The following is a 24,867-nucleotide window of genomic DNA, read 5'->3' as shown; positions in this document are numbered from 1 at the left end:
CCTTCGGAATAGTGGGGAGGGAATTCAGGCCAGCGCGGCAGACGCCGCGCGCACCGCGCTGCGGTAGGTGTCCTTGTGCACGTAGTACGCCATGCGTTCGAGCTTGAGGTACTTGAAGCCGCCCGAGAGGTCGGGGGCCGGGCCGGCCTTGGCCTGGCGCAGCGCATCGGCGCGGGGCGATCCCTCTGCCTGCGCCCTGAAGAAGCGCGCCACCAGTTCGGCCTGCTCGTAGCGGCCCTGCCAGCCGATGCCGCTGGCCTCGATCATGCCCATCACGGCCAGGTTGTCGAAGCGCGGCGAAAGGATGTTCAGGTACAGCTGCGGCGCCATGCCCTGCCAGTTGAGCAGGCTGTGGTCGATGAAGGGGTAGTGCAGCTTGTAGCCCGTGGCGCAGAGCACCAGGTCATAGTCCTGCGCGCTGCCGTCCTTGAAAAACACGGTGTGCCCCTGCAGGCGCGCGATGTCGGGCCGTACGTGGATGTCGCCGTGGCCCAGGTGGTGCAGCACCAGCGAGTTCACCACGGGGTGCGACTCGTACATCTTGTAGTCGGGCCTGGGCAGTCCAAAACGCACCGGGTCGCCCGTGAACCACTGCAGCACCATACTGTCGACCTTCTGCTTGAGCCAGGGCGGCATCTTGAACTTGCCACCGAGCGTGTCGGAGGGCTTGCCAAACACGTACTTGGGCACGAAGTAGTAGCCGCGCCGCACCGACAGATCCACACTGCGCGCGTAGTGCACCGCATCCACGGCGATGTCGCAGCCCGAATTGCCCGCGCCCACCACCAGCACGCGTTTTCCCTTGAACAGCTCGGCGCTCTTGTAGGCGCTGGTGTGCAGCAACTCGCCGTCGAACCGGCCCTCGAAACGCGGCATGCTGGGTTCGGCCAGCGTGCCGTTGGCAATGACCACGCCCTTGAACTGCGCGGTTTGCGCGGGCCCCCCGTGCTGGCTCCAGGTGATGCGCCACAAGGGTGCTGCCCCTTCCCCCGCGGGCTCCACGTTCAATACGCGGCAGCCGAACCAGTAGTGGGGGCGCAGCGCGAAGTGCTCCGCGAAATCAAAGAAATACTGCCGCATCTCGCGGTGGCTGGGGTAGTCGGCCACGCCGGCGCGCATGGGGAATTCGGTGAACTCCGTGGTGGTCTTGCTGGAGATCAGGTGCGCGGATTCGTAGACGGTGCTGCGCGGGTTCTCGATGTTCCACAGCCCCCCCACGTCCGTGTGGGCCTCGAAGCCCTGGAATGGCACGCCCAGCTTCTGCAGGTTGCGCGCCGCCGCCAGTCCGCTGGGGCCGGCGCCGATGAGCGCGATCTGTGTGCGGGTGTCCACCACGGTGGGGGTTGTCTCCGGTGTCATGTCTTTTTTGCTTTCTGTCGGCATTTTTTTGGGGCCCATCCCGCCATGGGCAGGTCAGGCGCGGGGATCGGTGGGGGGCGCCAGGCCCGGTATCGGCGTGGCACCCGCCTCGCCCCTGCGCGGCTTGCGCGGCTGGCCCAGCAGCAGGCGGTCGTGCAGGGCGCCGGGCAAGAGGTTGAGCAGCCGCGCCAGCCAGCCAATGCGCGCGGGCAGAACGATGTGGGTGCGGCCCCGCGCGATGCCAGCCAGCATGGCGCGCGCGGCGGCATCGGGCTCCATGAGGCCGGGCATGGCAAACCGGTTGCCCGCCGTGAGGGCCGTGCGCAGGTAGCCCGGGCTCACCGTGACCACCGCCACGGGCCCGCCGCGCATTTCGGCGCGCAGGCTCTCCAGGTAGCGGATCAGGCCGCCCTTGCTGGCGCAATAGGCGCCGTTGCCCGGCATGCCGCGCCATCCCGCGATGCTGGCCACGCCCACCAGGGCCCCGCGCCGCTGCGAGCGCATCGCGGTCACGAACGGCTGGAAGGTGGTGGCGGCGCCCAGGAGGTTGATCTCCAGCATGCGGCGCAGCACGGCCAGGTCGTCCGCCTGCGCGGTGTCATAGCCGCCGGCCACGCCGGCGTTGGCGATCACCAGGTCGGGCGCGCCCGCGCGCGCCATCCAGTCGGCCGCCATGGCCTGCATGGCGGCACTGTCCGCCACGTCGGGCGTGTACACGGCGCAGCGCTCTGGCGCGAGCGCGGCCAGCGCCTGCAGCGTGGGCAGGTGCAGCCCCACCAGCGCCACCGCGGCGCCCCGTGCGATCAGTTCCCGCGCCAATGCCTGGCCCAGGCCGCCACAGGCGCCCGTCAGTACCGCGTTCTGGAATGAGGCTGTCATGGACATGTGTTGTTCAAGGGGATATGGGTTTGCAGCTTAGCCACAGTGCGGAATAATCTCGGAATGATTTATGAATTCGTCTCGAATTCCGGTATTTATGACAGAAACATCCCCCAGTCTGCGGCTCTTTGAGTTGCTCGAGATCCTGTGCGCCCAGGGCCGCCCGTTCACGCTGGCCAATGCGGTGGAGGCCTGCGGCTGGCCCAAGCCCAGCGTGCACCGCATGCTGGGCCAGCTGGAGGGCGGCGGGCTGCTCGCGCGCGAACCGGGCGGGCGCCGCTACGCCCCGGCGCCCCGCCTGCTGCGGCTGGCCGAAAGCGCGCTGAGCGCGGGCACGCAGCAAAGCGTGCGCCACGCGGTGCTGCGCCAGCTGGTGGCCGACATCGGCGAGAGCTGCAACCTGACCGCCCTGAGCGGCGCCGAAGTGATCTACCTGGACCGCGTGGAATCAGCGTTTCCGCTGCGCCTGGAGCTGCGGCCGGGCACCCGCGTGCCCATCCACTGCTCGGCCAGCGGCAAGCTTTTCCTGGCCTACCTGTCGGCGGCGCGGCGCGGCGCCATCCTGGACGGGTTGCCGCTCACGCGCCACACGGCCACCACCCTCACCGACCGCAAGGCCCTGGAGGCCGAACTGGAGCAGATCGCGCGCCAGGGCTATGCCACCGACGCCGAGGAGTTCGTGGATGGGCTGGTGTGCGTGGCGGTGCCCGTGCCGGCGGGGGGGCGGCGCAGCGTGCACAGCGCGGTGGCGCTGCAGGCCCCGGCGGTGCGCATGCCGCTGGCGCGGGCCCTGCAGCAGGTGCCCCGGCTCAGCGAGGCGGCGCAGGCCCTCGCCCGCACCTGGACATGAACCCGGACCGCAACCACGAGACACCACACCCCATGCCACTTCACTACCTGGACTTTGACTACAGCGAAGACACGGACGGCACCGGCACCTTCGATGCCATGGCCAGCGTGTCGCCCGCGCAGATGCCCGCCCTGCACGCCGAGATCGCGCAGGTGCTGCGCTGGGCCCACGCGCAGTACCCCGACGCCTGCGGCCCCTCGGAGGAAGGTGGCGAATGGCAATACGACCTGCAGGGCGTGCAGGAGGTGAGCACGCCGCTGACGCTGGACTTCGATGCAGCGAGCGGGCGCATCGCCACCGTGCCCGGCACCCCGGCCCCTCCCCGGACCACGGTCACGCTGTCGCTCAGCGGGCATGCGGGCTTCTGCGGCGCCCTGCGCGAAGCGTTCGCCATCGACTGACGCGGCGGCGCGGTGCGGGGCTGCCTCGCATGCCTGCGTGAGCGCGGGCCGTCCGCCTACACCGCCCCCGGGACCCGCGCCCTATCCTCGGATCACGCCGCCGTGTCGGATGCCCCGACGCGCAGCGCACGAAGGATATTTCCATGGAAAGCACCCCGTCCCGCGCCCCTGCCCGGTCCCAGCCTTTTCTTCGAGGCTGCGGCGGCAGCACGGCTTCACCCCTGGCCCTGCCCACTGGCGCGGGCCGTGAAAACACCCTGGCGCAGGGCGGTGAAGCCACTCTTCCCTCGCTGCCGCCCTCCACCCAGCCCGCTGCGGCCAGCCCGGTGGCGCGCGCGCCGGCGATCCACCAGGGCCACGGCCGGGTGCGCATGGAGTTGCAGATCGACCTGAGCTATGAGATCGACCAGTACGGCGCGGACTTCGTGTTCAACATCCATGCCGCACAGACGCCCAGCCAGGCGGTCAGCAGCGAACGGCTCGTCATCAACCAGGACATTCCCCACAACATCCATACCGACCCGGCCACCGGCAACCGCTATCTGCGCCTGCACGGCGAACCCGGCATCCTGGAAGTGTCGTATTCCGCCACGGTGGACATCACCCACTACCGCACCGACCCCTCCCAGCTGGCGGAGGTCCCCGTGCGGCGCCTGCCGCAGGAAGTCATGGGGTACATCTACCCCAGCCGGTACTGCCAGTCCGACCGCCTGCTGCGCCTTGCCCTCAACGAGTTTGGCGGGCTCTGGCAAGGCCACAGCCGCGTGCAGGCGATCCGGGACTGGGTCCAGCGGCATGTGGCGTTCACCTCGAACACGTCCAACTCCAACACCTCGGCGGTCGATACCCTGGTCGAGCAGGTGGGGGTGTGCCGCGATTTCGCGCACCTGATGATTGCCCTGTGCCGCGCCGTGAACATTCCCGCGCGCTTCACCACCGGCACCGACTACGGTGCCGACCCGGCCCTGGGCCCGCCGGACTTCCATGCCTATGTCGAGGCCTACCTGGGAGACCGGTGGTACATCTTCGACCCCTCGGGCACCGCCATACCCATGGGGTTGTTGCGCTTTGGCACCGGCCGCGATGCGGCGGACGTGGCGTTCGCCACCATCTTCGGCGGCGTGCGGGCACAGCCCCCGGTGATACGGACCCAGGCCGTGGAAGACGCCGCACGGGGTTTCGTGCTGCCCGGCCATTGCACCGATGCGCTCTCCACCGACCACGGTGCGGGCGTGGCGGCGGGTTTCATCGCGCCGTGAAGGGGTGCCGGTGCGCCTACGCACCGTGCTTTTTCGCGCCCCATGGGCCGCCAAACCCCTGGGTCCGGGGGGCGGATGGCGGTGGCCGGGAAGCCCCCCCACCCCGGCTGTGGCCTAATATCACTCTTTTTTCCACTATCTCAGAGACCTACCATGGGCAACAAGATCGTCACCGAAGCAGACCGCAAGCGCACCCCCCGGCCCACGCCGGTGCCCGGCTACACCCTCGCCACCCCTGGCCGCGGCCAGCGCGTGAGCCTGGAGCGCGGTGTTGCCACCCGCAGCAAGAAGAACCCCGGCAAGCGCTCCAAGAAGGGCGGCTGATCGCCAGATCGCCACGGCCGGCTGCGCCGGCCCCCGCAAAAGCCCTCGCCAGAGGGCTTTTTGCTTTCTGGTCCCCGCCAGGGCCGGCGCGGGCAAGGCCCCCCAGGCTTGCGGGCGCGAACATCGTGCAGGCGACACCAACCCGGCCCCGAACCGCCGTGGACAGGTTCTAATCCGCCCATGATCACCGTTCACCACCTCGAAACCTCGCGCTCGCAGCGCGTCCTGTGGCTCCTGGAAGAACTGGGCGTGCCCTACGAGCTCAAGATCTACCAGCGCGACAAGGCCACCCGGCTGGCCCCGCCCGAGCTCAAGAAGATCCATCCACTGGGCAAGTCGCCCGTGATCACCGACGGCGGCGAGGTGATCGCCGAATCCGCCGCGATCATCGAATACCTGGTGGAAACCTACGGCGCCCGCGCCAGCGGGGACCTGGCCCACCTGCAGCCCGCCCCCGGCACGCCCGAATACCGCCAGTGCCGGTTCTGGATGCACTACGCCGAGGGCTCGCTCATGAACTGGCTCGTGATGAAGCTGGTGTTCATGACCATTCCCACGCAGCCCATGCCCTTTTTCGTGAAGCCCATCGCCCGGGCGCTGTGCGGCAAGGTGCAGGACAAGGTGATCGACCCCAACGTGGCCACCGCGCTGGCCTTCATGGAAGAGCACCTGGGCCGGCACACCTGGTTCGCGGGCGAGCACCTCACCATGGCCGACTTCCAGATGAGCTTCGCGGTGGAAGCCGCGCTCTCGCGCGCCAGCACGGCCGGCAACTGCCCGCGCCTGCAGGCCTACCGCCAGCGCATGGAGACACGCCCGGCGTACCAGCGCGGCATCGCCAAGGGCGGGCCGGTGGTGATGGGCGCCGCCTGACGGCGCCACGGCGGGAAGGGGCGGGCCGCGCTAGCGCAGCCCGCACACCAGCGGCCCGGGGTCGTTCCGCGCCAGTTCCCGCTCGTTCTTGGCCTGCGCCACCTCCACGTCGCGCGGCAGGGCCACGCCGTTCTTCACGGCCAGGATTTCAGCCATCACGCTCACCGCGATCTCGGGCGGCGTCTTGCTGCCGATGTAGATGCCGATCGGGCCGCGCAGGCGGGCCAGGCTCTCGGCGGTCTGCCCGAAATGCTCCATCATCCGGGCACGGCGCGCTTCGTTGTTGCGGCGCGAGCCGATGCCGCCCACATAGAACGCCTCGGTGTCCAGCGCCTCCAGCAGCGCCAGGTCATCGAGCTTGGGGTCGTGCGTGAGCGCCACCACGCAACTGCGCCGGTCGGGCCTGAAGGCCAGCACCACATCGTCGGGCATGCCGCTCACCAGCGTGGCCGCGGGCACGTTCCAGCTGCCACGGTATTCCTCGCGCGGGTCGCACACCGTGACCGCGAAGCCGTTGAACAGCGCCATGGTGGCCAGGTATTCCGCCAGCTGGCCGGCGCCGATCAGCAGCATCCGGTACTCCGGGCCGAAGGTGTTGGTCAGCTGCCGGGTGTCCACCGCCAGCTCGGCGGGGGCAGCGGCGGGCTGCACGGTGGCCAGCCCGTCGGCCAGGCGCACGGTGCGCTGCATGAGCCGCCCGCCCTCGAGCGCAAGGATCAGCTCGCGGAGGCTGGCCGGGTCGGGGTCGTATTCCAGCAGCAGCTCCAGCGTGCCGCCGCAGGGCAGCCCGAACCGGTGCGCCTCGTCGGCCGTGACGCCGTATTTGACAAACGCGGGAGGTCCGCTCGGAATGCGCCGATCGCCGCCATCGCCCGTGCCGGCCTGCGCCGCCGCCTGCGCATAGGCCCGCGTGTGGCGGTCGATCAGGTCGTCCTCGATGCACCCGCCCGAGACCGATCCCACCACCGAGCCGTCTTCACACAGCGCCATGATCGAACCCACCGGCCGGGGCGAGGAGCCCCAGGTCCGCACCACCGTGGCCAGCAGCGCCCGCCGGCCCGCGGCCCGCCAGCCCTGCAGCGTGCGCAGCACCATCACATCCAGGTTTTCCATTTGCTTCGTTGCCCATTCATTTCTACGGCCCCTGCCTCCGGCCCCGCAGCCCACACAGGGTGCGCGCGGCGCCTCGGGCGGGGCTCAAAACCTGCAGGGGCTCAGTTCCACCACCACGCTAACAGCACCAGCGCCGCCGCGCCCACCACCCACACCCAGACCGGAATGCCGCTGGGGGGATTGTCCTCACCCGCCGATGCCGCCAGCGCGCCCGACGCCGCAACGGCGCCCCCGCCCCCCGCCCCGGGCTCGGGGTCGTCGGCCACGGGCGCGCGCGGATGGCGGCGCTGCATCTCGGTGTCAAAGCGCTTGAAGAAATCCTCGGCCATGCCCTTGGCCGCGCCATCGATGAGACGCTGGCCGAGCTGGGCGATCTTGCCGCCCACGGTGGCGTGCACGGTGTAGTGCAGCTCGCAGCTGTCCTGCCCGGCCGCATCGGCCGGCAGCGGCACCAGCTTGACCTGGGCGCTGCCCTTGCCAAACCCGGCCACGCCGCCCGATCCGTCGAAGGCGATGGTGTAGCTTTCGGGCGGCACGATCTCGGAGAGCGTGATCTTGCCCGCGAACTTGGCGGACACCGGGCCGATCTTGAGCGCCATCGCCACGCTGTACTGGTGCTCGCCCGTGGGCTCGACCTTGTCGCAGCCAGGGATGCACAGCTTGAGCACCTCGGGATCGTTGAGTGCGTCCCAGGCCTGCTGCTGGCTGACGGCGAGGGTTCGGCTGGCTTGCATTTCCATGGTGGAGTCCTCCGGGTTCCTGAACAATGGGGGGGCTGTGCGCGTGCGGGCCACGCGCTCACTGGCGCAGCACTTCGGCCAGGCTGCCAGCCAGGTCCTGCAGGCGGCTGAGGTTGTGCACGGCCACCATGCCGTGGGCCTGGCGGTGCAGCACCGCGGCGCCACGCGCCGTGGGCGCATAGCCCTCGAAGCGCAGCAGGGGGTTGAGCCACAGCAGCCGGCCGCAGTGCCGGCGCAGCCAGCCCAGCTCCCGCTCCAGCACCTCGGGCGCGCCGGTATCGAGCCCGTCGCTGACCAGCAGCACCAGCGTGCGCCGCCCCACGAGCCGGCGCGCGTGCTGCACGCGCAACCGGGCCAGGCTGTCACCCAGGCGCGTGCCGCCGGCAAAGTCAGGGATCGCCTGGCTGGCCGCCTCCAGCATCGCATCGGTATCGGCCAGGCGGAACGCGGGCGTGAGGTCGGTGAGGCCGGTGCCGAACGCGAACACGTCGCGGCGCAGGCCCGCGCCTGCGTGGCGGGGCGCGGTGGCGGCATGCAGAAAGGCAAGCAAAAGCCGCGCGTAGCGCTCCATGGAGCCGGACACATCGACCAGCACGCACAGCGGCAATGGCTGCCGGCGCCGCTGCAGCAAAGGCACGCGCAGCACCTCGCCGCCCGTGCGCGCGGCCTCCTGCATGGCGCCCGGCCAGTGGGGACGCCCGCCGCGCGTGCCCGGGCGGGTGCGGCGGGCCGCATAGCGCGGCAGGGGCAAGGGAATTTCACGCGCCAGCCGCTCCACCAGCCTGTATTCGCTGGCCGAAAGCTGGTTGAAGTCGGCGTGCCGCAGGCGCTGCAGGTCGCTGGCGGTCATGGCGGCGTCGAGGTCGATCTTGTCGTCCTCGCGCGGCGCTGGCGCATCGCGCGCGGCGCGCACCGGGGCCAGCGCCTCGCTCACGCGCGGGCGGCGTTTGGCGGGCTCGGCCCTGGACTCGGCACTGGGCAGCATCTGGGCCAGCAGCTTCTGTGCGATGCCGGGGTTCTTGAAATAGGCGTCGAACAGCTCGCGGAACACCTGCCGGTCCTGCTCACGGCTGATGAGCACGGACTCCAGCGCGGCGCCGAAGTCCTCCCGCCCCACGCCCATCAGCATCACGGCCTGTTGCGCCAGGGCCATGCGGGCCGCATCCACGGGCACGCCGGCACGGCGCAGCGTGCGGCCAAAACCCGTGAGGTTGTCGGCCAGCTTGCCGGTGCGGGCATCCCCCAGCTGCGAGATCGTCATGCCCTCAGCCATGGCGCGAGCCTTCACGCATCCGTCTCGGCGGGCTGCAGCAGCTGCGCCGCCATGTCGCGCGTGAGCGCCGCCACATCCTCGCGCTGCTTGAACAAAATGCCGGCGGTGTCGGACACCACTTCCGGGTCCACCACGATGGTGTCGAGCGCCACCAGCGCCTTGGCCCACTCCACGCTCTCCGCGATGCCCGGCGCGCGCTGAAAGGCGTTGGCGAACGGCTGGCTGCGCAGGCGGCCCACAAAATCCGCCACCTGGACGGCCAGCGCGTCGCTGGCGCCCGGCACCTGGGCGCGCACGATGGCCAGCTCGCGTTCGCGCTCGGGGTAGTCCAGCCAGTGGTACAGGCAGCGGCGCTTGACGGCGTCGTGCAGGTCGCGCGTGCGGTTGCTGGTGAGCAGGGTGACCGGCGTGGCCGTGGCGCGCACGGTGCCGATCTCGGGAATGCTCACCTGGTACTCGCCCAGGTATTCGAGCAAGAAGGCCTCGAAGGGCTCGTCGGCGCGGTCCACTTCGTCGATGAGCAGCACGGCGCCAGGCGCCGGGGCCTGCAGCGCCTGCAACAGGGGGCGGCGGATGAGGTAGCGGTCCTGGTACACCTCGCGCTCCACCTGCGCCATGTCGGCACCGCCTTGGCCTTCCGCCGCACGCATGTGCAAGAGCTGGGCCGCGTAGTTCCATTCGTACAGCGCCTCGCGCTGCTCCAGCCCGTCGTAGCACTGCAGGCGGATCAGGCTGCGCGAGAGCACCTTGGCAAGTGCCTGGGCCAGCGCCGTCTTGCCCACGCCGGGTTCCCCTTCCAGCAGCAGCGGGCGCTGCAGCTGGAGCGCCAGGAACACGGCCGTGGCCAGCCGCCGGTCGGCAAAGTACCCGACGCCCTGCAGGGCCAGCACCAGGGCATCGATGGAGGACAGCGCGGGCGCGGTCACGGGCGCAGCAGGGGAAACGTTCATCGCTATATTTTTAATAGCTACCAGCGCTTGACAGACAAGCGCTGGAGGCCAATTTCATTCAAACACCCGCTCCTGGATGCCGGACAGCGGCAGCGGGCACTCTCCCGCCCGTCAGCCCAGCATCTGCGCCACCGCCCGCTGGGTCTGCACGCTGATGAGGTTGGCGCGGTAGGCCGCGCTCGCGTGGATGTCCGCGTTGAGATCGCCCGCGTCAATCCTGACCGCCGCCGCCGATGCGGGCGTGAAGCTCTGGTTCAGCGCGGCCTCGAGCCCCGCGTGCCGGAACACGCTGCTGGCCGCACCCGTCACCGCCACGCGCACGCCGCCATCGGTCTGCGCCACGAACACGCCCACCAGCGAGAAGCGCGATGCCGCCTGCTTGAACTTCAGGTAGGCCGCGCGCTTCGGGATGGGGAAGCGGATGGCGGTGATGATCTCGCCCTCTTCCAGCGCCGTGGTGTACATGCCCACGAAGAAGTCATCGGCCACGATCTCGCGCTGGTTGGTGACGATGGTGGCGCCCAGGCCCAGCACCGCGCTGGGGTAGCAGGCCGCCGGGTCGTTGTTGGCCACCGACCCGCCCAGCGTGCCGCGCGCGCGCACCTGCCGGTCGCCGATGTGGGCGGCCAGGTCGGCCAGCGCCGGGATGGCGCTTTTAACCTCTGCACTGTTCGCCACGTCCATGTGGCGCGTCATGGCGCCGATGACCAGCGCGTTGCCCTCGCGGCAAATGCCGGCCAGCTCGGCGATGCTGTTCAGGTCGACGATCTTCTCGGGATTGGCCAGGCGCAGCCGCATCGACGGCAGCAGGCTTTGCCCACCGGCCAGCAGCTTGCCGCCCTGGGCGATGAGTTGCGCGGCGGCTGCAGTGGACGATGGGTTTTCAAAAGTGAAGGCGTACATGGTGTGTCTCCTCAGGCCTTGGCTTGTTGGATGGCTTCCCACACGCGGTGCGGTGATGCGGGCATGTCGAACTCTTTGACGCCCAGCGGGTGCAGCGCGTCGAGCACCGCATTGATCACCGCCGGCGGCGAGCCGATGGCCCCGGCCTCGCCGCAGCCCTTGGTGCCCAGCGGGTTGTGCGTGCAGGGTGTGCAGACATGGCCCAGCTTGAACTCGGGGAAGTCATCGGCGCGCGGCATGGCGTAGTCCATGAAGCTGCCCGTCAGCAGCTGGCCCGTCTCGCGGTCGTACACGCAGTTTTCCATCAGAGCCTGGCCGATGCCCTGCACCAGGCCGCCGTGCACCTGGCCTTCCACGATCATCGGGTTGATGATGGTGCCGAAGTCGTCCACGGCGGTGAACCTGTCCACCCGCGTGCTGCCGGTGGCGGGGTCTACCTCGACCTCGCAGATGTAGGTGCCAGCGGGGAAGGTGAAGTTGGTCGGGTCGTAGAACGCTGTTTCGTTGAGCCCGGGTTCGAGCTTGTCGAGCGGGTAGTTGTGCGGCACGTAGGCCGTCAGCGCCACCTGGCCGAACGGGATCTTCTTGTCCGTGCCGCGCACCGTGAATTCACCGCCGCTGAAGTCGATGTCGGCGTCACTCGCCTCCATCAAATGCGCCGCGATTTTCTTGGCCTTGGCCTCGATCTTGTCCAGCGCCTTCATGATGGCCGCGCCGCCCACGCTGATGGAGCGCGAGCCGTAGGTGCCCATGCCGAACGGCACACGGCCCGTGTCGCCGTGCACGATGTCCACGTTCTCCACCGGAATGCCGAGGCGCGCGGCCACCACCTGCGCAAAGGTGGTCTCGTGCCCCTGCCCGTGGCTGTGCGAGCCGGTGAACACCGTCACGCTGCCGGTGGGGTGCACGCGCACCTCGCCGCATTCGAACAGGCCCGCGCGCGCACCCAGGGCGCCTGCGATGTTGGACGGCGCGATGCCGCAGGCCTCGATGTAGCTGCTGTAGCCGATGCCGCGTTTCAAACCCTTGGCCTCGCTGGCCGCTTTGCGCGCCGCAAAGCCCGCCACGTCGGCCAGCTCTTGCGCCTGCGTCATGCACGCGTGGTAGTCGCCCACGTCGTACTGCAGCGCCACCGGCGTCTGGTAGGGCCAGCTGGTGATGAAGTTGCGCTTGCGGATCTCGTCCTGAGGCAGGTTCATCTCCCAGCCGCAGCGGCTGACCAGGCGCTCCAGCAGGTAGGTGGCCTCGGGCCGGCCCGCGCCGCGGTAGGCATCGACCGGCGCGGTGTTGGTGAACCAGGCGTCGACCTCCACATAGATCTGCGGTGTGGTGTACTGGCCCGCCAGCAGCGTGGCGTACAGGATGGTGGGTACCGCACTGGCAAAGGTGCTGAGGTACGCACCCATGTTGGCGTCGGTGTGCACGCGCATGGCCAGAAACTTGCCATCCTTGTCCATCGCCATCTCGGCATGGCTCACGTGGTCGCGGCCATGCGCGTCGGACAAGAAGGACTCGCTGCGGTCGGCCACCCACTTGATGTTGCGGTTGAGCTTCTTGGCCGCCCAGGTCAGGCACACGTCCTCGGCGTACAAAAAGATCTTGGAGCCGAAGCCGCCACCCACGTCGGGCGCGATCACGCGCACCTTGTGCTCGGGCAGGCCCATCACGAAGGCCGTCATGAGCAGCCGTTCGACGTGCGGGTTCTGGTTGCTCACGTACAGCGTGTACTCGTCGTTGGCGCGGCTGTAGCTGCCGATGGCCGTGCGCGGCTCCATGGCGTTGGGGATCAGCCGGTTGTTGACCAGATCGAGCTGCGTCACATGCGCCGCGTTGGCAAAGGCCGCGTCCACCGCGCCCTTGTCGCCGATGGCCCACTTGTAGCAGTGGTTGTCCGGCGCCGCGTCGTGCAGGCCTGCGCCGGCCACCGTGCCTGCGGCGGCATCGGCCACGCTGACCACCGCGGGCAGTACGTCGTAGTCCACCTCCACCAGCTCGGCCGCGTCGCGCGCCTGCTGCTGCGTGAGGGCCACCACCATGGCCACGTGGTCGCCCACATAGCGCACCTTGCCCTGCGCCAGGATGGGGTGCGGCGGCTCCTTCATGGGCTGGCCGTCGGTGCTGGTGATGAGCCAGCCGCAGGGCAGGCCGTTGATGTTGTCGGCCGCCACGTCGGCGCCCACGAACACGCCCAGCACGCCGGGCGCGGCCTTGGCGGCGTCCACGTTGATGCTGTTGATGCGCGCGTGCGCATGCGGCGAACGCACGAACACGGCATGGCTCTGCGCGGCCAGCACCACGTCGTCGGTGTACTGGCCGGCGCCGGTGAGGAAGCGGTAGTCTTCCTTGCGCTTGAGCGATTCGCCGATGTGCGGCAGCTTGGAAAAGTCGGATGCACCCATGGTCGTTCTCCTTTTTATGCCGATGCCATGGCTTTTTGGCCGACCTGCACCGCGCGCACGATGTTCTGGTAGCCGGTGCAGCGGCAAATGTTGCCTTCGAGCAGCTCGCGGATCTCGCCTTCGTTCGCCTGGGGATGGTGCTTGCACAGGTCCACCGCGCTCATCACCATGCCCGGCGTGCAGAAGCCGCACTGCAGGCCGTGGCATTCCTTGAACGCCGCCTGCATGGGGTGCATGGTGCCGTCCGCGGCGGCCAGGCCCTCGATGGTCTGCACCTCGGCGCCCTGGGCCTGCACGGCCAGCATGGCGCAGGACTTCACGGCGCGGCCGTTCACGTGCACGGTGCACGCGCCGCACTGGCTGGTGTCGCAGCCCACGTGCGTGCCGGTGAGCAGCAGGTGCTCTCGCAGCGCATGGACAAGCAGGGTGTTGGGCGGGACGTCAACGCTGGCAGCGCGCCCGTTGACCGTGAACTGGACTTGCATCTGGCTGTCTCCTGGAAGAGTTTTGGCTGGATAGGCCGTTGAATCTTCTGCCTGCCCCCCGGCCCCACCCCTAGGGAGAACCCTAGATTCACGGGAGTGCGCGCGGGATATTCTCAAAATGAAACATGTTGCGCCGCACACCGGCGCATCATGCGCACGGCGTTCCGCGCGCCGCTCCGCCTTCCACGTCCCAGGGGTCTGTCCGATGCTTTCCGCTGCACCGCCGTTGCCGGCCGCCGACCGCCACGCGCTGATCGCGCAGGCCCGCCATGCGCTGCTGGCCGATGGCGCGGTCCCCGCGCGCGCCGATGTGGAGCCCTGGATCACGCGATCGTGGCAGCGCTGCCTGGCCCAGGGCCTGCGCCCCGCGCAGCACGTGGCGTTCGACATGGTCAGCGCCCCCGCGCTGCGCCGCAGCCGGGAACAGAACCACCCCCTGCTGCAGGCCGCGCGGCCGGTGCTCGCACAGCTCACCCGTGCCATCGCGGGCATGCGCTACTTCGCCATCCTGACCGATGCGCGCGGCATCGTGGTGGATGTGCAGGGCACCTTCGACCGCCGCGACCCGCGCGCCCGCGCCATCGGCCGCGTGGGCATCGACCTCTCGGAGGCCGCGGTGGGCACCACGGCCATCGGCGCCGCGCTGGCCGAGCTGCAGCCCGTCTGGCTGCACCGGGGCGAACACTTCTTTGACGACAACGCCAGCTACAGCTGCGCGGGCGCGCCGCTGTTCGATCCGCACGGCCACTGCATGGGCATGCTCGACCTGACCGGCGTGGACGTGCCCGAGCGCCCCGAGCTGCGGCACCTGGTGGCGCGCTCGGCCCGCGCCATGGAAGACGCGCTGCTGCTGCACATGCCCCATGCGTTGCTGCTGCGCCTGAACTGGCCCGGCTGCCCGCTGGGCGCCGAAGGCGACGGCCTGGTGGCGCTGGATGGCGATGGCTATGTGATCGGCAGCAACAGCGTGGCCCGCCAGCTGCTGCCCCAGCCCCTGCGCGCGCCCGGCAGCCCGTTGCACTGCGGTGACCTCATCGCGCTGCCCTGGACCCTGCTGTTCGACGCCGCCCGCCAGCGCGGCGCGGCCAGGCCGCTGGATCTGCCCCTGTGGTCCGGCCTGCGGCTGCAGGGGCTGGCGCACCACGGCACGCGCGCGGCGGGTGTCCACGGCCTCGCGGCCGCGCCCCCGGGCGCGCAGGCCACCTTGCCCGCCAATGGGCCGCGCCTTGCCGGCGCAGCGGCCCCCGCGCCGCTGCGCGAGGCGGAAACCGCCCTCATCCGCCAGGCGGTGCAGGATGCCCGCGGCAACGTGGCGGAGGCGGCCCGCGCCCTGGGCATCAGCCGCGCCACCGTGTACCGCAAGCTGGGGGCCCCGAGGGGGCACTGAGGGCGGGTCTTCGGGCCCGGCACGCAGGCAGTCAGGCCCGGCACAAGGACTGCGTTCATGCACGAAAATGCCGCACCGCGCTTGTCACACAAGCGGCTGCAGCTATTCAAACAATAGCAATCCCGCCAGCATGCCTGTCGGCGGCCCCCAGCGGCCGCCCTGCACCCGCCTCAGACCTCCGCCAGGGCCAGCACCACCGCGCTGTCATCGACGACCAGCACCACCTTGCTGCCGGCGCGCAGTCCGCTGCCCGCGGGGGCAAAACCCACCATCCGCACCCCCGCGGCCAGTTCGGCGGACACCTCGTCGCCCGACGCGCCGCGCACCACGCGCACCGCCCTGGCCGGCAGGCGGCAGCGGGCGGGCTCCTCCGTCCCCTGCGTGCCGGTCTCGGTGCGCGGGCCCGCCAGGCGTTCCACCCGCACCGCCGTGGCCTTGCACAGTGCCTGCACCGCCAGCCCGGTCTGCAGGCCCAGCAGTTCGGCGCTCTCGCGCGTGATCCGCGAGATGAGCACGCCCGCCGCCAGGGCGCCGCCCCCGCCCTCCCCGGTCTCCAGCGCCAGGTGCACCCGCACGATCTGCCCCTGCACCTCCAGCCGCCGCACCACGCACGGCCACTGGTTGCGCATGCTGGTGCGCACGGCCAGCCGCGCCAGCGCGGGCCCGGCATGGGGCGTGGCCTGCCAGCGCGACAGCACCGCGCCGCGCGCCTGGGCCATGGCATCGGCGGCGGCGAGCAACTGCTGCCCCGCCTCGGTCAGCCGCGCCCCGCCGCCCCCCGCCCCACCCACGGCCCGCGCCACCAGCGCGCTGCCCGCGAGGTTGGTCAGGGTGTCCACCGCCTGCCAGGCCGCCTTGTAGCTCACCCCCACCACCCGGGCCGCCTGCGAGATCGAGCCCGTGGCGCCGATCTGCCGCAGGATGTCGATGCGCTTGTCGGTGAGGGCGTGGGTCAGCGCGGAGGAAATGGAAAGGGAGGAAGGCATGGTGAAGATCGGATTGGTGGCCAGGGCCGGCATGGGATTCTGACCGGACGGCGCACCCCGCCCCCACCCCACCTTCGCGCCCCGGCGCAACGCGGCAGTGGCAACGGGCCCGCCTGTTGACCTGGCGCAGGGACATCTCCCGCCAGCACATGTCCGGGGCGCGTTTTTTTCTGCCGCCAGGCGCCGGGCCGCCGTGGCTTCATATACTCTCGCTATTCCATTAATGAATAGCGCACCTGCGCCATGCCGCCATGCCGTTCCGCTTCATTCCTGTGCCCCGCTCCCTTGCCGCCACCGCCATCTGCCTTGCGATGTTTCAGGCCGCCCATGCCGACAGCGTGTCGGTCGCCGTGGCCGCCAACTTCACCGCCCCCATGCAGAAGATCGCCGCGGCGTTTGAGGCCGACACCGGCCACAAGGCGGAGCTGTCCTTCGGCGCCACGGGCAAGTTCCATGCGCAGATCACCAACGGTGCGCCATTCCAGATCCTGCTGGCGGCCGATGACACCACCCCCGCCAGGCTGGAGAAGGAAGGCAAGGCCGTCGCCAACTCGCGCTTCACCTATGCCATCGGCACGCTGGTGCTGTGGAGCGCGCAGCCCGGCACCGTGGACGCTCAGGGCGCCGTGCTCAAGACCGGCGACTTCAAGCACCTGGCCATCGCCAACCCCAAGCTTGCCCCCTACGGCCTGGCCGCGATGCAGGTGATGGACAAGCTGGGCGTCACCGCGCGGCTGCAGCCGCGCTTCGTGCAGGGCGAGAACATTGCCCAGACCTACCAGTTCGTCTCCACGGGCAACGCGCAGCTGGGCTTCGTGGCGCTGTCGCAGGTGATGGCCGATGGCAAGATCACGGGCGGGTCCGCATGGCAGGTACCGGCCGAACTGCACGAACCCATCCGCCAGGACGCGGCCCTGCTCAGCCCCGGCAAGGACAGCGCCGCCGCCGCGGCACTGCTCCAGTACCTGCGCGGCGACAAGGCACGCGCCATCATTAGGTCCTACGGCTATAGTTTCTGAGCCGGTGGCCCACACGCGCCGGCGCCGTGGCCCCGGCGATTTCCCTTCACCTCCCCATCCGTTTTTCAGCCACCCATGCCTTTTTCCAGCGCCGACCTTGCGGCCATCGGCCTCACGCTGCGCCTGGCGGGCACCACCATGGCACTGCTGCTGGTGCTGGGCACGCCGCTGGCCTGGTGGCTGGCGCACACGCCGTCGCGCTGGCGGGGCCCGGTGTCGGCCGTGGTGGCGCTGCCGCTGGTGCTGCCGCCCACGGTGATCGGCTTTTACCTGCTGGTCACGATGGGCCCCCACGGCCCGGTGGGCCAGTTCACGCAGTCGCTGGGGCTGGGCACGCTGCCCTTCACTTTCTGGGGGCTGGTGGCGGGCTCGCTCATCTACTCGCTGCCCTTCGCGGTGCAGCCGCTGCAGCACGCGTTCGAGGCCATCGGCCAGCGCCCGCTGGAAGCCGCCGCCACGCTTGGCGCCGGGCCCATGGACCGTTTTTTCACCGTGGCGCTGCCGCTCGCGCGCCCGGGCTTCGTGACCGCCGCCATCCTGAGCTTCGCCCACACGGTGGGCGAGTTTGGCGTGGTGCTGATGCTGGGCGGCAACATCCCCGGCGTGACGCGCGTGGTGTCCGTGCAAATTTACGACCATGTGGAGGCGCTGGAATACACACAGGCCCACTGGCTGGCCGGCGGCATGGTGCTGTTCTCGTTCGTCGTACTGCTGGGGCTGAACCTCACGCGGCACCGGCCGGCGTCCATGGTGCAATGAGGGCCGGCACGATGGCACCCCAGGACGAAACGCTCCCCCCGCAGATCACCGCCCGGCTGAAGCTGGAGCGCCCCGGCTTCACGCTGGACGTGGACCTGCGCCTGCCGGGGCGTGGCGTGACGGCCCTGTTCGGGCCCTCGGGCTGCGGCAAGACCACCTGCCTGCGCGCCGTCGCGGGGCTGGCGCGGGCGCAACCGGGCCGGGTGGAAGTCAACGGCGAGGTGTGGCAGGACGATGCGCTGCGGGTCTGGCGCGCCACGCACGAGCGCGCGCTGGGCTATGTGTTCCAGGAAGCCAGCCTGTTCGACCACCTGAGCGTGCGCGGCAACATCGGCTATGGCCTGCGGCGTACGCCCGCCGCGCGCCGCAAGGTGGCGCTGGAGCAGGCCGTGGAGCTGCTGGGCATCGGCCCGCTGATGGACCGCAAGCCCCATGCGCTGTCGGGCGGCGAACGCCAGCGCGTGGCGATGGCCCGCGCCCTGGCCACCAGTCCGCGCCTGCTGCTGATGGATGAACCCCTGGCCGCGCTGGACGCACAGCGCAAGGCCGAGGTGCTGCCTTACCTGGAGCGCCTGCACCGCACGCTGGACATCCCGGTGCTCTACGTCAGCCACTCCATCGACGAGGTGGCCCGGCTGGCGGGCCACATGGTGCTGATGCAGGCGGGCCGGGTGCAGGCCCAGGGCAGCACCCACGAGCTCATCGTCAGGCTGGACCTGCCCCTGGCCCATGGCGATGCGGCGGCCACGGTGATCGACGGCGAGGTGCTCGGGCACGACCCGGACGACCATGTCACCACGGTGGCGTTCGCGGGGCGGCGGCTGCTGCTGGTGAGCCCGGTGGCGCGCGCGGCCGGGGAGCCCATCCGCCTGCGCGTGCAGGCACGCGACGTGAGCCTGGCGCTCACCGAACCGGCACACACGAGCATCCTCAACGTCCTGCCCGCCACCGTGGCCCAGGTCGCCGAGGACAGCCCCGGGCAGCTCATGGTGGCGCTGGATCTGGGGCCCACGCGGCTGCTGGCGCGCATCACCCAGCGCTCGGCCCAGGCACTGGCGCTGGCGCCCGGCAAGGCGGTCTTCGCGCAGGTCAAGGGCATCGCCATCGTCAACTGAGTGTCGGACAGCCGACACTGTCCAGGGATGTGCCGCGAGGCGCCGGACCGGCCGCCCAACGGTCGTATGATGCCCCTCCACAACGAGGGCGGGACATGGTGGTTTCAATCTGGCACAACGCAGCGCAGGCGTTCGCGGTGGGGTTTCCGCCGCTGCTCCAGTGCCTGCTGTTCTGGCTGTTCGCGTCGCTGGTGGTGCATGTCTGCCAGCGGCTGGTGGAGCACACGGCATTTTCGGTCGATCCGTCCAGCCGGCGCATCAGCGCGTCGCACGCGGCCCTGTGCATCGGCTGCATCGTCTGGGCGCTCGATGTGGTCGGCCTGTTCATGTATGCGGAACTGGCGCACCACGCCGCGGCGCTGGACCTGGTGCCCGCCCTGAGCGGGCTGATCATCATGGTGGTCAGCGCGCGCCTGACGATTCCCACGCTCAGCACCGGTGCCAGCAAGGCGCGCATCGCGGTGGCGGGGCTGTGCCTGGCCGTCGGCATGCTGGTGGCGCATTTCACGATCACGCGGGACCAGGTGCAGGACTTCGCCTCGGTGAACTGGACGGCCATCGCGCTGGCCTTCACCATCGCCATGGGCATCGCCACCGTCACGTCCATGCGCCACCGCTCGGCCAGGCTGAGCGTGCTCACCCCCCGCTACCGCCGCCAGTCGTGGGACGAGAAGGTGCTGTGCGGGGCCGCGATCCTGCTGCTGCACTGGCTGCTGGTCAACACCTTTGCCCTGCACGCCCGCACGCCACGCGGCGAACCCGAGAGCCATGCGCTGCTCGGCAGCGTGCTGGTGTTCGGCATCGCCCTGGCCATGGAACAGCTGAGCAACATGCGGTTTGACACCGGCCGCCAGCAGTTGCTGCGCAGGGGCCTGTCGATGATGCGGGTATCCAACATGACCCAGAACCCCGAGCGCGACATGCAGCTGTCGCTCATCGCCGACCACCTGCCCAGCCTGCTGCGGCCGCAACGGCTGGCGCTGCACTTCCAGCCCATCCTGGACTTCCGGCAGCAGGGCGTGCAGTTCGAGGCGCTGCTGCGCATCACCGACAAGACCCTGGGGCCCATCAACCCCGAGATGTTCCTGCTGGTGTGCGAACTGCAGGGCCGGACGGTCGAAGTGGACCGCACCATCCTGGCCAACGCGCTCGACTGCGTGAAGTCCTGGCAGGCCCAGGGCCTGCACGACGTCACCATCAGCGTGAACGTGGCGCCCCTCACGCTGCTGGAAGACAGCTTCGTGCCCTGGCTGCGCGGCGAACTGGCCCAGCGCGCCCTGCCGCCCCGCGCGCTCAAGCTCGAGCTGACGGAGCACGCCATCATCGCGCTGGGCGCGCAGATGGTGGCCGCGATGCAGCGCCTGCGCACCCTGGGCGTGGCGGTGGTGATGGACGACTTTGGCACGGGCTACTCGTCATTGGGCATGCTGGCCGACCTGCCGATCGCCGGCATCAAATGCGACCGCCTGTTCGTGCAGCAGCTGCCGCAGGACCGGCGCCGCCAGTCGCTGCTGCGGCACATCGGCACGCTGGCGCAGGAGTTTGGGCTGTCCGTGGTGGTGGAGGGCGTTGAAACCGCAGAGGAACTGCGCATCCTGCGGTCAGTGGGCCTGCACGGCATCCAGGGCTATGTGTACAGCCGCCCCATGCCCGCGGCGGACGTGCCCGCCTGGCACGAAACGCAGATGCAGCCCCGGCGTGCCGCGCTGCAGGAGCTGGTGCCCGCGAAGGGTACCGCGACGGCGGCGCGCGCGCCCACGGCCTCCGCGCGGGGCCCGGCGCCCTGGGTGCCCGGAACATGACCACCCCCAAGGCGGCCCCCCCGCACCCCGCCGCAACCGCGCGGGAGCGCGCCAGCAGGGAATGCGAACGCACCGCGCGCCGCCGGAAACACCGCCAGCCACCCGGCCTGGCGCCTGCCCTTCTCCTTTCACCCCCTCTTCTCCTGGACATGCACCACCCGTGACGGCACTCACCACCCTGGTCCTCGGCGGCTACGGCAACTTCGGCGCGCGCATCTGCCGCGCGCTGGCCGGCGACCCCGCCACGGCGCGCCACGTGGCGCTGCTGGTGGCGGGCCGTGACGCGGCACGCGCCCAGGCGCTGGCCGGCACGCTCGGGCATGGAGCCCGGGGCGTGGCGCTGGACCACCAGGCACCCGGCCTGGCCGCCACGCTGCGCCAGTGGGGCGTGGGCCTGGTCATCCACACGGCCGGGCCGTTCCAGGCACAGGGCTACGGCGTGGCCCAGGCCGCCGCCGAGGCGGGAGCGCACTACGTCGACCTGGCCGACGGCCGCCGATTCGTGTGCGATTTCCCTGCCGCCATGCACGGCCCGTTCACCGCCGCGCAGCGCACGGCCGTCACGGGCGCCAGCACGGTGCCGGCGCTGTCCTCGGCCGTCATCGACCACCTGTGCGCGGGCTGGCAGCGCATCGACAGCATCGACATCTGCATCGCCCCCGCGCAGCGCGCGCCGCGCGGGCAGGCCACGCTGGCCGCGGTGCTGAGCTACTGCGGCCTGCCCATTCCCGTGTGGGAGGGCGGGCGCTGGCAGCGCCGGCGCGGCTGGGCGCAACCCAGCCGCGTCCAGTTCCACCGCCTGCGGCCGCGCCTGGGCGCGGTATGCGACATCCCGGACCTCGAGATTTTTCCCGCGCACTACCAGGCCACCGACCGCGTCACCTTCCGCGCCGCGCTGGAAGTCGGCCTGGCGCAGCGCACCTTCGCCGCCATCGCCGCGCTGCGCGGCTGGGGCATCCTGCCCCGCCCCGAGATGCTGGCGGGCCTGATGCACCACACCGGGGGCGTGCTCGATTTCCTGGGCACTCCGCTGGGGGGCATGGTGGTGCGCGCGGCGGGCACCGGTGCCCAGGGCCAGCCGTGCCGCCGGGCCTGGCACATCGCGGCAGACCACGACCACGGCCCCGAGATCCCCTGCATGGCCGCGATCCTGCTCGCCCGGCGGCTCGCCGCCGGGCATCCCCTGCCGACCGGCGCCCATACCAGTACCGGACTCCTCCCGCTGGAGGCCTTCGCCCCCGAATTCGCACGATGGGGCATGCAGACGGATGTGGTCGAGGAGCCCGCGCCACCATGATGGCGCCGCCGCAACACCGTCTGCTGCGCTACAGCCTGGTCGCGGTCTGGCTGGCCACCGCCTTCGCCAGCGTGTGGGAGCTCCACGGCCAGAGCCGCGAGCTGCTGGCGGGCCTGCCCAGGGCGTGGACCGACGGTGGTGCACCGTGGCTGCCCACCGCCCTCATCCTGGCCGGGGCCGCTGCCGACCTCGTGCTGGGGCTGTGGCTGGCGTTGCGCCCCGGGCGTTGCGCATATGCGGCCGCACTGCTTCTGATGGCCGCCATGACGCTGCTGGCCACGCTCATCCACCCCGCATGGTGGCTGCACCCCTTGGGGCCGCTCACCAAGAACCTGCCCATCGCCGCCATCCTGTGGGTGCTGCTGCAGGACACAACCACCTCGCCGCCCCCGCCATGAGCCTGTACCTCATCCTCAAGTGGATTCACATCGTCTCCAGCGTGCTACTGGTGGGCACCGGGCTGGGCTCGGCGTTCTACCTCTTCTTCACCAACCGCAGCGGCAACGTGCAGGCGCAGGCCGTGGTCAGCCGCCTCGTGGTGCGCGCCGACTGGTGGTTCACCACCCCCACGGTCTTCATCCAGCCGGCCACGGGGCTGGCGATGGCCGCGATGGCGGGCCTGCCGTGGAGCACGCCGTGGCTGGCCGCATCGCTCGTGCTCTACGCGGTGGCCGGTGCGTGCTGGGTGCCGGTGGTGTGGCTGCAATTGCGCATGCGCGACATGGCGGCGGAGGCGGCGCGCAGCGGCAGCGCCCCGCCCGCGCGGTACTGGCGCTATGCACGCCGGTGGGAGGCGCTGGGCTACCCCGCCTTCGCGGCCATGGCGGTGGTGTTCTACCTGATGGTGAACAAGCCTGCGCTGGCGTTCTGACTATCATCGCCCCATGCTCATAGAGACCCTGGACACGGCGCGCGACCTGGGGCGCCTGAAGGAAATTCTGGGTGTGATGGTGCGCCATGGCTTTGGCGACACCGTGCGCCGCCTCGGCCTGGCCGACAGGCTCGAACGCGCCGGCCAGGCCCTGCACTGGGCGCATGCCGCCGACCTGGCCCGCGTCGAGCCACCCGCCCAGGTGCGGCTGGCACTGGAAGAACTGGGGCCTGCGTTCGTGAAGTTCGGGCAGATCCTGGCGGGCCGCGCGGACCTCTTCGGCCCCGAGTGGATCGCCGAGTTTGAAAAGCTGCACAGCCAGGTGCCCGCCGTGCCCCTCGATGTGCTGCGCCCGCAACTGCGGGAAGACCTGGGGGCCGAGCCGGAAGAGGTGTTCGCCTGGTTCGACGCCACGCCGCTGGCCGCGGCCTCCATCGCGCAGGTGCACCGCGCGCGGCTGCGCGATGGTCCCGAGGTGATCGTCAAGATCCGCCGCCCCGGCATTGCCGACACCATCCACGCCGACCTGCGCCTGCTGCTGCGCCTGGCCGCGCTGGCGGAGGCCGAACTGCCTGCGCTGAAGCCTTACCGGCCGCAGCAGCTGGTGCGCGAGTTCGCGCGCTCCCTGCGCCGCGAGCTGGACCTGGCCGGCGAATGCCGGCAGGCCGAGCGCATCGCGCTGAACCTGGCGCAGCTGCCCCACATCGTGATCCCGCGCGTGTACTGGGAGCACACCCGCGAGCGCCTGAATGTGCAGGACTTCATCGACGGAACGCCAGGCGGCGCGCTGGGGGCGCTGGTGCCCGAAGCCGGATTCGACCGCTCGGTGCTCGCCCGGCGCGGCGCGCAGGCCGTGCTCAAGATGATCGTGGAGGATGGACTCTTCCATGCCGACCCGCATCCGGGCAACGTGTTCTACCTGCCGGGCAACCGCATTGCCTTCATCGACTTTGGCATGGTGGGCCGCCTGTCGCAGCGCCGGCGCGAAGAGCTGCTGCAGCTGCTGCTGGGCCTGGTGGAGCACCAGCCGCAGGCGGTGGCCGATGTGCTGCTGGACTGGACGGGCGACGAACACGGCGTCAACCTGGGCCAGCTGGAGACCGAGGTGGAGGCCTTCGTGGACCAGTACCACGGCGTGCCGCTGGCGCAGCTGAGCCTGGGCCAGATGCTGGCCGACGTGACCGCCATCCTGCGCGAACACCACCTGGGCCTGCCGGCGGACCTGGCGCTGCTGATCAAGGCCTTCATCTCCCTCGAAGGCATGGGCCGCAACCTGGACCCGGACTTCCACATGGCCACCGAGGCCCTGCCCCTGCTCCAGCAGGTGGCGCGCGACCGCTACCACCCCCGGGCGCTGGCGGGCCGCGCCTGGTGGACGCTGCGGCGCGCGCTATCGACCGTGGAGCAGTTGCCCGACGATGTCGCGCGGCTGCTGCGCAATGCGCGGCGCGGGCATTTTCAGGTGGGCATCGAGCTGGCCCACCTCAAGCGCGTGGGCGACCAGATCGACCGTTCGGCCAACCGGCTCGCGATGGCGCTGGTGATTGCCGCGCTGATCATCGGCTCGTCCATCGTGATGACCGTCAAGGGCGGACCCACGCTGTTCGGCCTGCCGGCTTTCGGGTTTCTCGGATTCTTCGGCGCGGTGGTCTGCGGCCTGTGGCTGGTGCGCGCCATCTGGCGCAGCAGCCACCACCGCGACGACGACTGAACACGGCGGCCCCCGGCGGCACCGGAAAAAAACACACGCCATGCCCACCCCACCAGGCGGGCGGGCATGGCGTGTGCACACAGCAACCGCCGACCGACGCATTCGGATTCGG

24 protein-coding genes are annotated in these 24,867 nt (G+C 70.5%); 14 read left to right on the top strand and 10 right to left on the bottom strand.

Annotation, left to right across the window (positions count from 1 at the left end):
* Positions 1–24: 24 nt before the first annotated feature.
* Together AC1RCS_RS20940 and AC1RCS_RS20935 are read right to left on the bottom strand one after the other, a co-directional pair.
* Positions 25–1,359: a flavin-containing monooxygenase gene (locus AC1RCS_RS20940; protein ID WP_218341658.1), complete on the bottom strand. Its 1,335-nt coding sequence runs from the start codon at positions 1,357–1,359 to the stop codon at positions 25–27.
* A 54-nt stretch (positions 1,360–1,413) separates the two neighbouring features.
* A complete protein-coding gene (locus AC1RCS_RS20935; RefSeq protein ID WP_218293809.1) occupies positions 1,414–2,238 on the bottom strand; it encodes an SDR family oxidoreductase in 825 nt (274 codons plus the stop codon).
* Positions 2,239–2,335: 97 nt separating this feature from the next.
* On the opposite strand from AC1RCS_RS20935, the gene AC1RCS_RS20930 reads away from it, so the two are divergent.
* The 5 genes from AC1RCS_RS20930 to AC1RCS_RS20910 all read left to right on the top strand — a co-directional run bounded on the left by AC1RCS_RS20930 (position 2,336) and on the right by AC1RCS_RS20910 (position 5,945).
* On the top strand, positions 2,336–3,088 hold the full coding sequence (locus tag AC1RCS_RS20930) for an IclR family transcriptional regulator (RefSeq protein WP_218293808.1): 753 nt from the start codon (positions 2,336–2,338) through the stop codon (positions 3,086–3,088).
* Between the two features lie 32 nt (positions 3,089–3,120).
* A complete protein-coding gene (locus AC1RCS_RS20925; RefSeq protein ID WP_218341659.1) occupies positions 3,121–3,489 on the top strand; it encodes a hypothetical protein in 369 nt (122 codons plus the stop codon).
* 371 nt (positions 3,490–3,860) lie between these two features.
* Entirely contained in the window at positions 3,861–4,748 is an 888-nt protein-coding gene (locus tag AC1RCS_RS20920) for a transglutaminase-like domain-containing protein (RefSeq protein ID WP_218341721.1), read from the top strand.
* A 153-nt stretch (positions 4,749–4,901) separates the two neighbouring features.
* Positions 4,902–5,072, top strand: a complete 171-nt coding sequence (locus AC1RCS_RS20915; protein WP_162995995.1) for a hypothetical protein — start codon at positions 4,902–4,904, stop codon at positions 5,070–5,072.
* Positions 5,073–5,252: 180 nt separating this feature from the next.
* Positions 5,253–5,945, top strand: coding sequence for a glutathione S-transferase family protein (locus AC1RCS_RS20910; protein WP_218341660.1), 693 nt, complete (start codon positions 5,253–5,255; stop codon positions 5,943–5,945).
* 30 nt (positions 5,946–5,975) lie between these two features.
* Here the strand turns inward: AC1RCS_RS20910 and AC1RCS_RS20905 are convergent, their stop codons facing one another.
* From AC1RCS_RS20905 to AC1RCS_RS20875, 7 genes are all read right to left on the bottom strand, one after another.
* The gene (locus tag AC1RCS_RS20905; protein ID WP_218293805.1) at positions 5,976–7,058 is read right to left on the bottom strand and encodes an XdhC family protein; all 1,083 of its coding nucleotides are present in this window, start codon (positions 7,056–7,058) and stop codon (positions 5,976–5,978) included.
* Positions 7,059–7,159: 101 nt separating this feature from the next.
* Complete coding sequence (locus AC1RCS_RS20900) at positions 7,160–7,798, bottom strand: SRPBCC family protein (protein ID WP_218293804.1); 639 nt, start codon at positions 7,796–7,798, stop codon at positions 7,160–7,162.
* A 58-nt stretch (positions 7,799–7,856) separates the two neighbouring features.
* Positions 7,857–9,071: a vWA domain-containing protein gene (locus AC1RCS_RS20895; protein ID WP_492245765.1), complete on the bottom strand. Its 1,215-nt coding sequence runs from the start codon at positions 9,069–9,071 to the stop codon at positions 7,857–7,859.
* 11 nt (positions 9,072–9,082) lie between these two features.
* Positions 9,083–10,021, bottom strand: a complete 939-nt coding sequence (locus AC1RCS_RS20890) for an AAA family ATPase (RefSeq protein WP_492245766.1) — start codon at positions 10,019–10,021, stop codon at positions 9,083–9,085.
* Positions 10,022–10,132: 111 nt separating this feature from the next.
* Positions 10,133–10,924 (bottom strand): FAD binding domain-containing protein, encoded by a 792-nt coding sequence (locus AC1RCS_RS20885; RefSeq protein WP_492245767.1) that lies wholly within the window; start codon positions 10,922–10,924, stop codon positions 10,133–10,135.
* An 11-nt stretch (positions 10,925–10,935) separates the two neighbouring features.
* Complete coding sequence (locus tag AC1RCS_RS20880; protein ID WP_492245768.1) at positions 10,936–13,323, bottom strand: xanthine dehydrogenase family protein molybdopterin-binding subunit; 2,388 nt, start codon at positions 13,321–13,323, stop codon at positions 10,936–10,938.
* A gap of 14 nt (positions 13,324–13,337) precedes the next feature.
* Positions 13,338–13,808: a (2Fe-2S)-binding protein gene (locus tag AC1RCS_RS20875; RefSeq protein WP_218293798.1), complete on the bottom strand. Its 471-nt coding sequence runs from the start codon at positions 13,806–13,808 to the stop codon at positions 13,338–13,340.
* A gap of 205 nt (positions 13,809–14,013) precedes the next feature.
* Here AC1RCS_RS20875 and AC1RCS_RS20870 point away from each other — a divergent pair, with 205 nt between their 5' ends.
* Positions 14,014–15,195, top strand: coding sequence for a helix-turn-helix domain-containing protein (locus AC1RCS_RS20870; protein WP_492245769.1), 1,182 nt, complete (start codon positions 14,014–14,016; stop codon positions 15,193–15,195).
* Between the two features lie 170 nt (positions 15,196–15,365).
* Here the strand turns inward: AC1RCS_RS20870 and AC1RCS_RS20865 are convergent, their stop codons facing one another.
* Positions 15,366–16,181 carry a TOBE domain-containing protein gene (locus AC1RCS_RS20865; RefSeq protein ID WP_492245770.1) on the bottom strand — a complete coding sequence of 272 codons (816 nt, stop codon included), beginning with the start codon at positions 16,179–16,181 and terminating at the stop codon, positions 15,366–15,368.
* A 311-nt stretch (positions 16,182–16,492) separates the two neighbouring features.
* On the opposite strand from AC1RCS_RS20865, the gene modA reads away from it, so the two are divergent.
* The 8 genes from modA to AC1RCS_RS20825 all read left to right on the top strand — a co-directional run bounded on the left by modA (position 16,493) and on the right by AC1RCS_RS20825 (position 24,755).
* Positions 16,493–17,200, top strand: a complete 708-nt coding sequence (modA, locus tag AC1RCS_RS20860; protein WP_255594618.1) for a molybdate ABC transporter substrate-binding protein — start codon at positions 16,493–16,495, stop codon at positions 17,198–17,200.
* 75 nt (positions 17,201–17,275) lie between these two features.
* On the top strand, positions 17,276–17,959 hold the full coding sequence (gene modB, locus AC1RCS_RS20855) for a molybdate ABC transporter permease subunit (RefSeq protein ID WP_218293791.1): 684 nt from the start codon (positions 17,276–17,278) through the stop codon (positions 17,957–17,959).
* A gap of 11 nt (positions 17,960–17,970) precedes the next feature.
* Complete coding sequence (gene modC / locus AC1RCS_RS20850; RefSeq protein WP_218341668.1) at positions 17,971–19,074, top strand: molybdenum ABC transporter ATP-binding protein; 1,104 nt, start codon at positions 17,971–17,973, stop codon at positions 19,072–19,074.
* A gap of 95 nt (positions 19,075–19,169) precedes the next feature.
* Positions 19,170–20,876 (top strand): EAL domain-containing protein, encoded by a 1,707-nt coding sequence (locus AC1RCS_RS20845; RefSeq protein ID WP_492245771.1) that lies wholly within the window; start codon positions 19,170–19,172, stop codon positions 20,874–20,876.
* 160 nt (positions 20,877–21,036) lie between these two features.
* Positions 21,037–22,173 (top strand): saccharopine dehydrogenase family protein, encoded by a 1,137-nt coding sequence (locus tag AC1RCS_RS20840; RefSeq protein WP_492245772.1) that lies wholly within the window; start codon positions 21,037–21,039, stop codon positions 22,171–22,173.
* The gene (locus AC1RCS_RS20835; protein ID WP_218294431.1) at positions 22,173–22,571 is read left to right on the top strand and encodes a DoxX-like family protein; all 399 of its coding nucleotides are present in this window, start codon (positions 22,173–22,175) and stop codon (positions 22,569–22,571) included. Before AC1RCS_RS20840 ends, AC1RCS_RS20835 begins: the two co-directional genes overlap by 1 nt.
* Positions 22,568–23,044: a DUF2269 family protein gene (locus tag AC1RCS_RS20830; protein WP_369641842.1), complete on the top strand. Its 477-nt coding sequence runs from the start codon at positions 22,568–22,570 to the stop codon at positions 23,042–23,044. Before AC1RCS_RS20835 ends, AC1RCS_RS20830 begins: the two co-directional genes overlap by 4 nt.
* A gap of 13 nt (positions 23,045–23,057) precedes the next feature.
* Positions 23,058–24,755, top strand: coding sequence for an ABC1 kinase family protein (locus tag AC1RCS_RS20825; RefSeq protein ID WP_492245773.1), 1,698 nt, complete (start codon positions 23,058–23,060; stop codon positions 24,753–24,755).
* The last annotated feature ends 112 nt before the right edge of the window (positions 24,756–24,867 follow it).

The sequence above is a fragment of the Acidovorax sp. GW823-FHT01C06 genome (assembly GCF_058798375.1).
This window is presented reverse-complemented; position numbering and strand designations above follow the sequence as displayed.